Origin of the sequence: Micromonospora parastrephiae, assembly GCF_016802865.1 — a bacterium.
Lineage (GTDB): Bacteria > Actinomycetota > Actinomycetes > Mycobacteriales > Micromonosporaceae > Micromonospora > Micromonospora parastrephiae.
Map to the genome: position 1 here is coordinate 1 of NZ_JAEVHM010000155.1, position 13,314 is coordinate 13,314.

Consider the following 13,314-nt stretch of genomic DNA (forward strand, 5'->3'; position numbering starts at 1 on the left):
GGGCAACGCGGCCTGGGCGGCCGGCGAGTAGAACGCCTTGGCGACCGCGACGGCGCCGATCGCCACCAGCGCCAGCCAGGCGGTGCCCCGGCTCCGGACGCCGAGAAGCAGCAGCACGCCCGCCAGCGCGGCCACGTTCGCGACGATCATGATTTTCCGGCGGTCGAACCGGTCGGCGATCGTGCCGGTGTACGGCAGCAGCAGCGCCACGATGCCGGTGTCCACGGCGAGCACCAGCGCGCCCCACACACCGCTGCCGGTCAGGTGCGGCAACAGCACCAGCAGCGGCACCATGACGAACCAGTCGGCGCCGAAGACCACCAGTTCGGCGAGGAAGAGGTTGCGGAAGCTCCGATTGCCGGTAAGGACCGAGAAGGTGGACGCCACGCAGCGGGACCCTACTCGGTCGGTGTCGGGGCCACACCTCCTCCCAACAGCGCGGAGACGGTGACGAATGTGTAGCCACGCGCCCGCAGCCCCTTGATCATGTCTGGGAGGCGGCGCAGGGCGACCAGGCGCCGCCGGCACCGACGTCATGCCCGAGCACGATCGCCCCGGGCCGGACGTCGGCCACGATCCGCCGCAGGGAAACGCCCCCGGCGGGTTTGGCCTGCCGGGGGCGTTCCGTGATGTGGTCCGACTACTCGGTCGGCTCCGACGGGGGCAGCGGCGACGTGCGGCTCCGAGGCAGCCGCAGCACCTCGAACTGGTCCGTACCCTCCACCAGCGCACCCGATGGTGCGGGGCGCGCCGCCGGCTGCGAGCCCTCGGCCGACGCGGACTGCGAACCGCCGGCGGACCTGGGCGCACCGGTCGGCACCGCCACCTGGTTCGGGCCGTCCGGCTCGGCGACGGCCGGACCGGTCGGCTCGGTCGCCGCCGACGCGCCGGAGTGCCGACGCCGACGCCGCTCGCGCAGCGAGTCCTTGGTGTGCTCAATCATCGTGTACAGCGTCGGCACCAGGATCAGCGTGAGCAGCGTCGAGCTGAGCAGGCCACCGATCACCACGACCGCCAGCGGCTGCGAGATGAACCCGCCCTCGCCGGTCAGCCCGAGGGCCATCGGCAGCAGCGCGAAGATCGTCGCCACGGCGGTCATCAGGATCGGACGCAACCGGCGCCGGCCACCCTCGACCACCGCCTCCCGGACTCCCAGGCCCTGAGCGCGGTACTGGTTGATCAGGTCGAGCAGCACGATCGCGTTGGTCACCACGATGCCGACCAGCATCAGCACACCGATCAACGCCGGCACGCCCAGCGGCGTCCCGGTGATCAGCAGCAGACCGATCGCGCCGGTCGACGCGAACGGGATGGAGATCAGCAGAATCAACGCCTGGGTGAGGCTCCGGAACGTGGCCACCATGATCAGGAACACGATCGCGATGGCGGCCAGCACCGCCAGGCCCAGGTCACCGAAGGCGTCCGCCTGGTCGGCGCTGACCCCACCGATGGTGAAGCTGGCCCCCGGCACGTCGATGGCGTCGAGGCGCTTCTGCAACTCCTTACTGGTAGCGCCCAGGTTCGAGCCGGTCGCCGCGCCGGTCACCGACACGCTGCGGTCACCGTCGATCCGGGTGACCTGCTGTGGCCCCTCGCCCTGCGTGACGTCCGCGATGTCGTCCAGCTTCACCGGACCCACCGGCAGGGCACGCAACTCCTGCGCCGACACCGGCGGCTGAGCGCCCAGCCGCAGCACCACGTCCTGCTGGCGACCGTCGAGCGCCACCTGGCCCAGCGGAGCCCCACGGAACGCCTGCGACACGAGCTGACCCACCGCGGCCTCGGTGAGGCGACCCGGCCGGCGGCGACCCGGTCGACGGTCACGTCGACCCGCGGCACCCGATCGGCGAGGCTGGTGGTGACGTCCTCGACGTCCGGTACCCCGGCCATCGCCGTCCGGGCCGCCTCGGTGGCGCGGGTCAGCACCTCCGGGTCACTGGCCTGGACGATCACCTCCAACTGGCTGGTCGAGGCGTCCTGCCCGCCACCGAAGCTGACCTCACCCAGACCGGCGCCGAGCTTGTCGAACTCCCTGCGCAGCTCCTCGCGCATCTGCTTGGCGTCGGTGTCCCCGTCCAGCGCCAGCGACCAGCTCGCGATGTTGTTGCCGCCGCCGCCCGCCCACGGGCTGTCCCCGCCGCCCGCGGTCACCTGATACGTCTCGACCCCGTCGGTACGCCCGAGCACCGCCTCGACCTGCTTGGCGGCAGCATCGGTGGCGGCCAGGCCACTGCCCGCCGGCAGCTCCTGGCGGAAGCTGAGCGTGTCCTGGCCGGAGTCGTCCAGGAAGTTGGTCTCCAGTTTCTGGGCCAGCCCGAAGGTGCCGAAGAGCACCAGCAGACCGAGCCCGACCGTGATCCACCGGGTCGACCGCTGACGGGTGGCGAACCCGATCACCGGCAGGTACGACCGCTGCAACGGGCTGCGCAGCTCCTTCTCCTCCGCGTCCCGGCGCACCGCCTCGTCGTCCGGGGTGCCGCCGCCGCGCGGCTTGAGGAACCAGTACGCCAGCACCGGGATCACGGTCAGCGACACCAGCAGCGACGCGAGCAGCGCCACCGTCACGGTGATCGCGAACGGCGCGAAGAGCTGCCCGACGAACCCGCCGACCAGCGCGATCGGGGCGAACACCGCGACCGTGGTGAGGGTGGACGCGGTCACCGCGCCGGCCACCTCACGGACGCCGGTGATGATCGCCTGCCGCTTCTCCTCGCCGTACTCCAGGTGTCGTTTGATGTTCTCCAACACCACGATCGAGTCGTCCACCACCCGGCCGACCGCGATGGTGAGCGCGCCGAGGGTGAGCAGGTTGAGCGAGTAGTCACCGATCCACAGGGCGATCAACGCCACCAGCACCGACAGCGGGATGGAAACCGCGGTGACCACGGTCGAGCGCACCGACAGCAGGAAGACCAGAATCACGATGACGGCCATCAGCAGGCCCAACAGGCCCTCGGTGGTCAGTGACTCGATGGACTTCTCGACGAACGGCGCCTGGTCGAACACGACGGTCAGCTCGGCGCCGGAGGCGTTCTTCAGGTCGGCCAGCCGGTCGCGGATCTCGTGCGAGATCTCCACGGCGTTGCCGTCCGGCGCAGCGGTGACCGCGATGCCGAGGCTGTCCTTGCCGTTGGTCCGGGTGATCGCGGTGGCCGGGGCGAGCTGCTGCGCGACGGTCGCCACGTCACCGAGACGGACCGGGGCGGCACCCGGGGCGACCACGATGCCCCGCAGGTCGTCCAGCGTGGCGACGGGTGTGCCCACCTGCACCGGAAGGGCGAGGTTGCCGTCGGCCACCGCACCGGCGGGCACCGACACCCCGTTGGTCTTCAGCGCCGCGCCGATCGCCGTCGGCTGGAGCTTCGCCGCGGCGAGCTTGGCCGGGTCCGGAGTGACCACGACGACGTCATCGCGGGTCCCGGTCACCTCGACCGTGCGGACCCCCTCGATGCCCTCCAGCTCCGGCACCGCCGTCGCGCGCAGCTTCTCGGCCAGCACCCGCTCGTCCGCGCCGCCGGCCGCGGCCAGCACCACCGCCGGCAGGTCGTCGGTGCTGCCCGCGATGACCTGCGGGTCGACGTTCTCCGGCAACTGGGCGTCGATCCGGCTCAGCGCGGTCTGCATCTTGTTGACCACGTCGTCCAGGTCGGTGCCGAACTCGTACTCCACCTGGACGGTGGCCGCCCCCTCACGGGACGTGGAGGTGACCTTGTCCAGCCCGGGAATGCCCTGGAGCGCGTTCTCGATCGGCTCGGTCACCTGCGACTCGACGATCTCGGGTCCGGCGCCGGGGTAGGCGGCCACGATGAACGCGGCCGGGAACTCGAGCGACGGCAGCAGTTGCTGCTTCAGCGACGGAACGGCGAACGCTCCGAACGCCGCGGTCACCACCGCGATGAGGGCGACCAGCCCTCGGTTGGCGAGGCTGAATCTGGCGAGCAGCGACATCGGCCTGGCTCACTCCTGGAAGAGAATGCGGGCGGGGATACCCGAAAGTGTGCCGGACCCGATCACCCCGACCCCCGCCGCCCCCAGAGCCTTCCCGCCGCCGGCGGCCGACCGGCCGGCCACGTTCCCCGCGCGGGCGGGGAACGCCGCTCTCAGGCCAGGTCGAGGGCGCGGGCGGCGGCCATCGGGTCGTTCGCGATGGTCAGCGGGGCGGGCGCAGTGGAGATCGCCCACTCCGGGTCCTTCAGGCCGTGGCCGGTCACCGTGCAGACCACCGTCGACCCGGGCGGCACCATGCCCGCCGCGGCCTGCTGGAGCAGGCCGGCCACGCTGGCCGCGCTGCCCAGTTCGACGAAGACCCCCACCTCGCGGGCGAGCAGGCGGTACGCCGAGAGGATCTCCCGGTCGGTCACCGCCGCGATCAGGCCGTCGGAGGTGTCCCGCGCGTCCAACGCCCTGGTCCAGCTCGCGGGGTTGCCGATCCGGATCGCGGTGGCGATTGTCGACGGCTCCGGCACCACCTGCCCGGTCACGATCGGGGCCGCGCCGGAGGCCTGGAAGCCGTACATCTTCGGGGCGCGGGTGGCGGCGCCGGCGGCGTGCTCCTCCGCGTACCCCATCCAGTAGGCGGAGATGTTGCCGGCGTTGCCGACCGGCAGGCAGTGGATGTCCGGCGCGTCCCCGAGCGCCTCGACGATCTCGAAGGCGGCGGTCTTCTGGCCGTGCAGCCGGTCGATGTTGACGGAGTTGACCAGCGCCACCGGGTGGTCCTGGGCGAGCTTCGCGGCGAGCGACAGGCAGTCGTCGAAGTTGCCGCTGACCTGGAGCAGCTTCGCGCCGTGCACCAGCGCCTGAGCCAGCTTGCCCAACGCGATCTTGCCCTGCGGCACCAGCACCGCGCAGGTCAGGCCGGCCCGGGCCGCGTACGCGGCGGCGGAGGCGCTGGTGTTGCCGGTGGAGGCGCAGATGATGGCCTTGTTACCGGCCTCGACCGCCTTGGAGACCGCGAGGGTCATCCCCCGGTCCTTGAAGGAACCGGTCGGGTTGGCGCCCTCCACCTTGAGGTGCACGTCGCAGCCGATCCGGGCGGAGAGCACGGGCGCCGGGAGCAGCGGGGTGTTCCCCTCGTGCAGCGTGACGACGGGCGTGGCCGCGGTGACCGGCAGCCGATCCCGGTACGCCTCGATCAAACCGCGCCACATGTCGTTCTCCTCGCCTCTACCGCCGCGTCGACCCGAGCACCAGGCCACCCTGGACCACCCTGCCGGAGCCATCGATGCCACACCCGGGGTTACCCACCTGGCGGGACGCCCGAGCCGTCCCACCGGTGGTTCAACGATTCACGCGCCGCCCTCGACCCGCAGCACGCTCGTCACCGACCGGACAATATCCAGGCCACGCAGCTCACCCACGGTCGCGGCGAGCGCGGCGTCCGGCGCCACGTGAGTGACGATGACCAACTCGGCGTCGCCGCTGCGGCCGGGTGACCCGTTCGCCGAGCCCTGCCGCACGGTCGCGATCGACACGTCGTGCCGGGCGAACACGCTCGCCACCGAGGCCAGCACACCCGGACGGTCGGCCACGTCCAGGCTGACGTGGTAGCGGGTCAGCGCCTCGCCCATCGGCCGGACGGCGAGGTCCGCGTACGCGCTCTCGCTGGCGGCGCGGACCCCGGCGAGGCGGTTACGGGACACCGCCACCACATCGCCGAGCACGGCGCTGGCGGTCGGCGCGCCACCCGCGCCCCGGCCGTAGAACATCAGCTGCCCGGCCGCGTCCGCCTCGACGAAGACCGCGTTGAACGCGTCGCCGACGCTGGCCAGCGGGTGGCTGCGCGGGATCATCGCCGGGTGCACCCGGACGCTGACCGTCTCCCGGCCGGCCGGGTCGACGCCCCGGGCCGCGATGCACAGCAGCTTGATCGTGCAGCCCATCGCCCGGGCGCTGGCCACGTCCGCGGCGGTCACCTCGGTGATGCCCTCCCGGTGCACGTCGGCGGCGGCGACCCGGGTGTGGAACGCCAGCGAGGCGAGGATCGCCGCCTTGGCGGCCGCGTCGAAGCCCTCCACGTCGGCCGTCGGGTCGGCCTCCGCGTACCCCAACTCGGTGGCCTCGTCGAGGGCCTCGGCGAAGCCGGCGCCGGTGGCGTCCATCGCGGAGAGGATGAAGTTGGTGGTGCCGTTGACGATGCCGGTGACCCGGGTGATCCGGTCGCCGTGCAGCGACTCGCGCAACGGGCGCAGCAGCGGGATGGCCCCGGCCACGGACGCCTCGTAGTAGAGGTCACCGCCACCCTCGGCCGCCGCGTCGTGCAACGCCGCGCCATCCTCGGCGAGCAGCGCCTTGTTGGCCGTGACCACGCTCTTGCCGGCGCGCAGCGCTCGACCAGCCAACCCCGGGCCGGCTCGATGCCGCCGACCACCTCGATCACCACGTCCACGTCGTCGCGCTTGATCAGGCCGAGCGCGTCGGTGGTGAACAGGTCCTCGTCGACCGGCAGGTCACCGCGGTCGCGGCCGAGCCGGCGGACGGCGATCCCGGCGATCTCCAGCGGAGCGCCGATGCGGGCGGCCAGGTCCGTCGACTGCTCGTGCAGCAGCCGGACCACCTCCTGGCCGACCGTGCCGCAGCCGAGCAGCGCCAAGCGCACAGGTGACGTCATCCAACATCCAATGCGAGCAGGTCCTCTTCGGTCTCCCGCCGGACGATCAGACGCGCATGGCCGTCGCGCACCGCGACCACCGGTGGCCGGGGCACGTGGTTGTAGTTGCTGGCCATGCTCCGGCAGTACGCACCGGTGCCGGGCACTGCGACAAGATCTCCGGGCTGCACGTCGGCGGGCAGGAATTCATCCTTCACCACGATGTCCCCGGACTCACAGTGCTTTCCCACCACGCGGGCGAGCAACGGCTGCGCGGCCGACGCGCGGGAGGCGAGCGTCGCCGAGTACGACGCGTCGTACAGCGCGGTGCGGATGTTGTCGCTCATTCCGCCGTCGACGCTGACGTACGTCCGGATGCCGTCGAGGTCCTTGACGGTGCCGACCTCGTAGAGGGTGAGCACGGCCGGCCCGACGATGGCCCGACCCGGCTCGATCGACAGGTGCGGTACGCCCAGGTTCTCCGCCGCGCACTCCGAATCGACGATCTTGCGCAGTCGCTTGGCCAGGTCCTGCGGAGTCGCCGGGTCGTCCTGGGTGGTGTACGCGATGCCGAACCCGCCGCCCAGGTCCAACTCGGGCAGCTCCACTCCGCGCGCGTCGCGGATCTGCGCCTGGAGGGCGAGCACCCGGCGGGCCGAGACCTCGAAGCCGCTGGCGTCGAAGATCTGTGAACCGATGTGCGAGTGCAGGCCCCGCAGCTCCAGCACGCCCTCGTCGAGGATCTTGAACGCGGCGGCGGCGGCCGCCCCGCCGGCCAGCGAGAAGCCGAACTTCTGGTCCTCGTGGGCGGTGGCGATGAACTCGTGGGTGTGCGCCTCGACGCCGACCGTGACCCGGACCAGCACCCGGGGCCGGACCCCACGCTCGCGGGCGAGCGCGGTGAGCCGGTCGATCTCGGTGAACGAGTCGACGATGATCCGCCCCACCCCGGCGTCCAACGCCCGGGTCAGCTCACGGATCGACTTGTTGTTGCCGTGGAAGCCGATCCGCTCCGGCGGCATCCCCGCGGACAACGCGGTGGCCAGTTCGCCTCCGCTGCACACGTCCAGGTGCAGCCCCTCTTCGGCGATCATCCGGACGACCGCCCGGCAGAGGAACGCCTTGCCGGCGTAGAAGACGTCCTCGGTCGGGAAGGCGGCCCGGAAGTCCCGGCAGCGCGACCGCAGGTCCGCCTCGTCGAGGACGTACACCGGGGTGCCGAACTCGGCCGCGATGTCGAGGACGCTCAGGCCCGCCACGGCGAGCGCGCCGTCGGCGCCGCGCGTGACCGACCGCGGCCACAGCGTCGGCATGAGGGCGTTGACGTCCTCCGGTGTACGCAGCCAGGCCGGCCCCCGGTCGCTGATGTCCGCGTGCAGCGCACCAGCCTCATGAGCCCTCATGTCACATCCTCTCGGGTGCGGAGACGCCGAGCAGGTGCAGACCGTTGGCGATCACCGTGCGGGTGGCGTTGTTGAGCCAGAGCCGGGCGCGGTGCAGGTCGGTGACCTCCTCGTCGCCCAACGGCAGCACCCGGCAGTTGTCGTAGAACCGGTGGAAGGACGCCGCGACGCTCTCCTCCAGGTAGCGGGCCACCCGGTGCGGCTCGCGCAGCTCGGCCGCCGTGGCGACCACCGCCGGGAACTCGGCGAGCGCCTTCAGCAGCTCGTTCTCCTTCTCGTGGTCGAGCAGCTCGGGGCGGAACGCCTCGGCGTCGCCCGGAACGAGCCCCACCTCCGCGGCGTTGCGGGCCACCCCAGCCGTGCGGGCGGCGACGTACTGCACGTAGTAGACCGGGTTGTCACGGGTCGCCCGGGTCCACAGCTCGATGTCGATGTCGATCGGCGAGTCGCTGGAGTAGCGGGCCAGCGCGTACCGGGCCGCGTCGACGCCGATCGCGTCGACCAGGTCCTCCAGGGTGATCACGGTGCCGGCCCGCTTGCTCATCCGCATCGGGGCGCCGTCGCGCAGCAGGTTGACCAGCTGCCCGATGAGGATCTCCAGGTTGCGCTCGGGGTCGTCGCCGAAGCAGGCGGCCATCGCCTTCATTCGGCCGATGTAGCCGTGGTGGTCGGCACCCAGCATGATCACGACCCGCTCGAAGCCGCGCTCCCGCTTGTCCAGGTAGTAGGCGCAGTCCGCGGCGAAGTACGTCCACTCGCCGTTGGACTTGCGCAGCACCCGGTCCTTGTCGTCGCCGAAGTCGGTGGTCCGCAGCCAGGTGGCGCCCTCGGACTCGTAGAGGTGCCCCTGCTCGCGCAGCCGGGCCAGGGCGAGGTCCAGTTCACCCCGGTCGTGCAGGTCCTTCTCGTTGAAGTAGGTGTCGAACTCGACCCCGAAGTCCCGCAGGGAGGACCGGATCTCGTCGAACATCAGCGCGACGCCCTCGGCCCGGAACACCTCCTGGGCGGCGGTGTCGTCCAGGGTCAGCACCTCCGGCCGGCGGGCCCGCACCTCGGCGGCGATCTCGCCGATGTACGCCCCGCCGTAGCCGTCCTCCGGCGCCTGCTCACCCTTCGCGGCGGCGAGCAGCGAGCGGGCGAACCGGTCGATCTGCGAACCCGCGTCGTTGAAGTAGTACTCCGTGCCGACCTGGGCGCCGGTGGCCCGCAGCAGCCGGCTTAACGCGTCGCCGACGGCCGCCCAGCGGACCCCACCGATGTGCACCGGACCGGTCGGGTTCGCCGAGACGAACTCCAGGTTGATTTTCTCGCCGGCGAGCCGGTCACTGCGGCCGTACTCCGCGCCGGCCTCGACGATCACCCGGGCCAGCTGCCCGGCGGCGGCCGCGTCGAGCCGGATGTTCAGAAAGCCCGGGCCGGCGATCTCCACCGACTTGACCCCCGGCGCCCGGCCCAGTTCGTCGGCCAGGGCGGCGGCCAGCTCGCGCGGCGGGACACCCACCCTCTTGCTCAGCTGCAGAGCGAGCGTCGAGGCGTAGTCGCCGTGCTCGGGGTTGCGCGGTCGCTCCACCACCGTGCGCTCCGGCAGCGCCGCGCGGTCCAGGCCACGCTCGGTGAAGACGGCGTGGGCGGCGGCAAGGACGACCGAGGCGAGTTCTGCAGGAGTCACCCAGCCATGTTATCGGGGGTAGACTCGGGCACTCGGCGGCTACCCTGCGCGTCATCCGGCCCGCCACTCCCCTGACCGACCGACTTGACGAGGCACGATGAGCATCAGCACCCCGGGTGGCCCTGAGCGCCGCCCGACTGTGGTCAGCACCGGCAAGAAGCCGGCCGCGGGCCGGCCGGCGTCCGGCGCCAAGGCCGGTTCCGGCAAGCCGGCGGGCACCCCGCGGGCAGGTGGCAAGGGCCCCCGCAAGCCGGTCACCCCGGTCAAGGTGAGCCAGGGTCGGGCCTGGGGTCCGATCGCGCTCTTCGTCGCCGTGGGCGTGCTCGCGGCCGGGATCATCGGCTACGGCGCCTGGGCGTCGTTCCAGGGCTCCAAGCCGTGGGACAAGAAGGCCAACGCCATCGACGGCATCGTCAACATCCGCAAGTCCGACCCGGACAGCCTGAAGTACGAGGCGCACAAGTCGGGCCCGCTGACCTACAAGTACTCGCCGCCGGTGGGCGGGGTGCACAACGCCGCCTGGCAGAACTGCATGGGCGACGTGTACGACGCGCCGATCGCCAGCGAGAACGCGGTGCACAGCCTGGAGCACGGCGCGGTGTGGATCACCTACCGCCCGGACCTGCCGAAGGACCAGGTCGACAAGCTCGCCGGCAAGGTGCGTGGCGTCGAGAAGATGCTGATGAGCCCGTACGAGGGTCTGGACAAGCCGATCTCGCTCCAGGCGTGGGGCTACCAGCTCAAGGTCGACAACGCCGACGACAAGCGGATCGACGAGTTCATCAAGAACCTGCGTGTGAACGCCTCCGTCGAGGGGCCGACCGCGCTGTGCAACACGGGCGTGACGGCCACCGGCACCACGCCGCGTGACCTCCAGCCCCAGCAGCCCACCCAGTAAGGACGGCGATGACTGCACCCGCCACCACCGACAGCGAGTACGACGAGGTCCAGGCCGTCCCGGACGAGGGCGGCCGGGCCCCGGCGCGGCGCTACGGCGTGTTGGCGCTCGCCATCATGGTGGTGGTGGGCCTGCTGCTCGGGTACGCCGGTGGTCTGCTCACCCCTCGGCTCACCCGGCCCGGTGACGCCTCGGTCGAGGCGGGCTTCGCGCGGGACATGACGACACATCACGCCCAGGCGGTCGAGATGAGCCTCATCGCGTACCGGTCGGCGACGCTGCCCGAGGTGCGGCAGATCGCCGTCGACATCGCCACCGGGCAGCAGGGTGAGATCGGCGCCATGCAGACCTGGCTGCGCGAGTGGGAACTGAGCCCGACCGGGTCGCAGCCGCCGATGTCGTGGATGTCCGACGGGGCAACCGTCAAGGACGGCCTGATGCCGGGGATGGCCACCCCGCAGCAGATGGCCGCGCTGCGCGACGCCAAGGGCATCGAGGTGGACCGGCAGTTCCTGACCCTGATGTACGACCACCACCTGGGCGGCATCCACATGATCGACGCGGCGCTCGACGAGACCGACAACGCCGAGGTGGTGCGGATGGCGCAGACCATGAAGGCCACGCAGCAGTCCGAGCTGAACAACCTGCGGCAGCTTCAGGCGCAGGCCAAGGGCTGAGTCGCTGTCGGGCGTACCGGGCCCGCGTCACCGCCGTGACCGGCGGGGCGCGGGCCCGGCCCGTTGGGTAGCGACGTCCGGTGTGGGCGTTTTGCGCGGGACAGGCGATTACGTTGCTTAGAGAGTTTTCTCCCCACATATCGTGACCAGTTGCGATTCGGGCTCGTTGCCCAAGACGTGGGGGTTGCACTCAGAGACGCACGGCGCTCGGTCACCAGTTGGTGCCGACGCCACACCATCGGCGGTGACGGGGCGGTGGCAGCCGTCCGTCGCGGACAGCGGCAGGGCGAGCCGGGAATGCTCAGCCGCGAACAGGAACTCGAACTGATCGACGCGCTGCGGGGCGTCCACCCCGACGAGTTCGGCCTGGACGAGGAGTTGTGGACGCGGCAGAGCCTCACCACGCTCATCCAGCGCCGCTTCGACCTGCCGCTGGACGTCGGCGCCGTCGGGGCGTACCTGCGGGCTTGGGGGTTGGGTCCGCGCGAGCCCCGCGAACGGGCCTGCGGGCTCTGCGTCAGCGCGGTCGAACGCTGGGTGCGGAGCGAGTACCCGGCGATCACCCGGGCCGCCCAGGAGCACCTCGCCGAGGTCTACTGGATCGGCCGGGTACGACTGCGCGGCACCATGCCGGCCGCCGACGTGATCTCCGCCGTCTCGTCCCGCGGTCGGGTCCGCTTCATGATCACTACGCCCACTGTCGACCCGCCGCTCCCCCGCGACTTCGTGCTGCGGCTCAGCGGCGAGGAGGAGCGCACCGTGCACCTGATCGTGGACGGCTCCTGGCCCCGCAACGAGTGGCCGCGCCGCCTCCCGCGCCGGATCGTCCTGCACCCGCTGCCCAGCTGCGGCCGGGTGATCGCCGCCGCCTGACCCGCCGACCGGGCTCCCGACCCGAGCGGGAGCAGGGAAGTCGCTGCCTCGGGCCGCGGCGAGGCAGCAACTTTCCTGAAGCTGGGCGGATCGCTGGACGTGGCGCACGCGAGGGGCGGTGGGCGTTTCGCGACACGATCAGGGCAGCGATACCGATTCGGCGTTCCTGGAGGAGGTTTGCTAGTCTTCTCCAGTCGCTGAGCCCCCGTAGCTCAGGGGATAGAGCACCGCCCTCCGGAGGCGGGGGCGCAGGTTCGAATCCTGCCGGGGGCACCAGAGCTCAGCAGCACGTAGAGGCCCTTGACCCGGGAAACCCGGTCAAGGGCCTTAGTCGTGTGTCGGCGTCAACGAGGCGGGCCACACCGTCACTCCTGCTGCCAGCCCGCCTTCCCCAGCAGCCCCAGGACAGTCTGCGTCAGCGCGAAGAATGTCCAGAGGAACGCCCAGTACTGCATGGGGATCGACATGAAGGTGTGCTCGTTGTGGTAGATCTTCGGGTCCTCGGTGCGGTTGATCCGGCGCCCGACGAACCACGTCGCGACGCCGGCCACCAGGAAGCCGCCGGGTACGCCGGGATAGCCGGCGATCTGGTAACCCAGGGCGACCGTGACGGCGGGAAAGATGATCGCCAGGATGCCCATTCCCGACCACCACATGTCGTCTCCCAGCACGATCGAGGGCAGGATCGACCTCACCCTATCCGGCCCACCGGGACGGGATTGATCGCGGTACGCCGATTGGACGATCGCTGGGCACGACGTCACCTCGGCGGGCGTCCGGCCCGCAGCGACGCGACAGCACCGGTGCCACGCTCCCACTTCCCCGGATCTGTTAACAACCCTTGATATTAAACTTCACGAACGTCAATATGTGGAGGTCGCGGGTCGTCGAAGCCTGGGGAGTGAGCATGAGAAGCCGTCGGATCTTCGCAGTGGTGGCCGGGGCGGCAATGACCGTCGCGGCCGCCGTCACCTTCGTCCCCAGCAGCATGGCCGCCGTGTCCTCGGCGGACGCCGTCCCGATGATCGCCTGCACCGCACCGGCCTGGGCCGAGGGCAACACCTACCAGGCTGGCGCGCAGGTCACCTACGGCGGCGGCTCTACCAGGCTCTGGTCACCCACACCGCGCACCCCGGCGCCGGCTGGAACCCGGCCGGGACCCCATCGCTGTGGCGTGACCTGGGCGCGTGCTCGGGAGGCGACCC

General features: G+C 71.3%; 8 protein-coding genes, 1 tRNA gene and 3 pseudogenes. 5 read left to right on the top strand and 7 right to left on the bottom strand.

What is annotated here, in order from left to right; translation table 11 throughout:
- The 6 genes and pseudogenes from JNW91_RS23915 to argS form a co-directional block, all read right to left on the bottom strand.
- A pseudogene (locus JNW91_RS23915) lies at positions 1–387 on the bottom strand (MFS transporter); the annotation flags it as partial.
- A 253-nt stretch (positions 388–640) separates the two neighbouring features.
- Positions 641–3,948, bottom strand: a pseudogene (locus JNW91_RS23920) (efflux RND transporter permease subunit).
- A 152-nt stretch (positions 3,949–4,100) separates the two neighbouring features.
- Positions 4,101–5,150 carry a threonine synthase gene (gene thrC, locus JNW91_RS23925; protein WP_203177675.1) on the bottom strand — a complete coding sequence of 350 codons (1,050 nt, stop codon included), beginning with the start codon at positions 5,148–5,150 and terminating at the stop codon, positions 4,101–4,103.
- Between the two features lie 138 nt (positions 5,151–5,288).
- A pseudogene (locus JNW91_RS23930) lies at positions 5,289–6,598 on the bottom strand (homoserine dehydrogenase).
- A gap of 8 nt (positions 6,599–6,606) precedes the next feature.
- Positions 6,607–7,992, bottom strand: coding sequence for a diaminopimelate decarboxylase (gene lysA / locus JNW91_RS23935; RefSeq protein WP_203177676.1), 1,386 nt, complete (start codon positions 7,990–7,992; stop codon positions 6,607–6,609).
- A gap of 1 nt (position 7,993) precedes the next feature.
- Complete coding sequence (argS, locus tag JNW91_RS23940) at positions 7,994–9,661, bottom strand: arginine--tRNA ligase (protein WP_203177677.1); 1,668 nt, start codon at positions 9,659–9,661, stop codon at positions 7,994–7,996.
- A gap of 97 nt (positions 9,662–9,758) precedes the next feature.
- Between argS and JNW91_RS23945 the strand changes: the two genes are divergently transcribed.
- From JNW91_RS23945 to JNW91_RS23960, 4 genes are all read left to right on the top strand, one after another.
- Entirely contained in the window at positions 9,759–10,559 is an 801-nt protein-coding gene (locus tag JNW91_RS23945; protein ID WP_203177678.1) for a DUF3105 domain-containing protein, read from the top strand.
- An 8-nt stretch (positions 10,560–10,567) separates the two neighbouring features.
- Positions 10,568–11,236: a DUF305 domain-containing protein gene (locus JNW91_RS23950; RefSeq protein WP_203177679.1), complete on the top strand. Its 669-nt coding sequence runs from the start codon at positions 10,568–10,570 to the stop codon at positions 11,234–11,236.
- Positions 11,237–11,413: 177 nt separating this feature from the next.
- The gene (locus tag JNW91_RS23955) at positions 11,414–12,109 is read left to right on the top strand and encodes a winged helix-turn-helix domain-containing protein (protein ID WP_203177680.1); all 696 of its coding nucleotides are present in this window, start codon (positions 11,414–11,416) and stop codon (positions 12,107–12,109) included.
- Between the two features lie 201 nt (positions 12,110–12,310).
- Positions 12,311–12,385, top strand: a tRNA-Arg gene (locus tag JNW91_RS23960).
- Positions 12,386–12,474: 89 nt separating this feature from the next.
- On the opposite strand, the gene JNW91_RS23965 is transcribed toward JNW91_RS23960, so the two are convergent.
- Complete coding sequence (locus tag JNW91_RS23965) at positions 12,475–12,804, bottom strand: hypothetical protein (RefSeq protein WP_203177681.1); 330 nt, start codon at positions 12,802–12,804, stop codon at positions 12,475–12,477.
- 175 nt (positions 12,805–12,979) lie between these two features.
- On the opposite strand from JNW91_RS23965, the gene JNW91_RS23970 reads away from it, so the two are divergent.
- Positions 12,980–13,314 (top strand): carbohydrate-binding protein (locus tag JNW91_RS23970; RefSeq protein ID WP_407664378.1); only part of this gene is annotated, 335 nt, incomplete at its 3' end.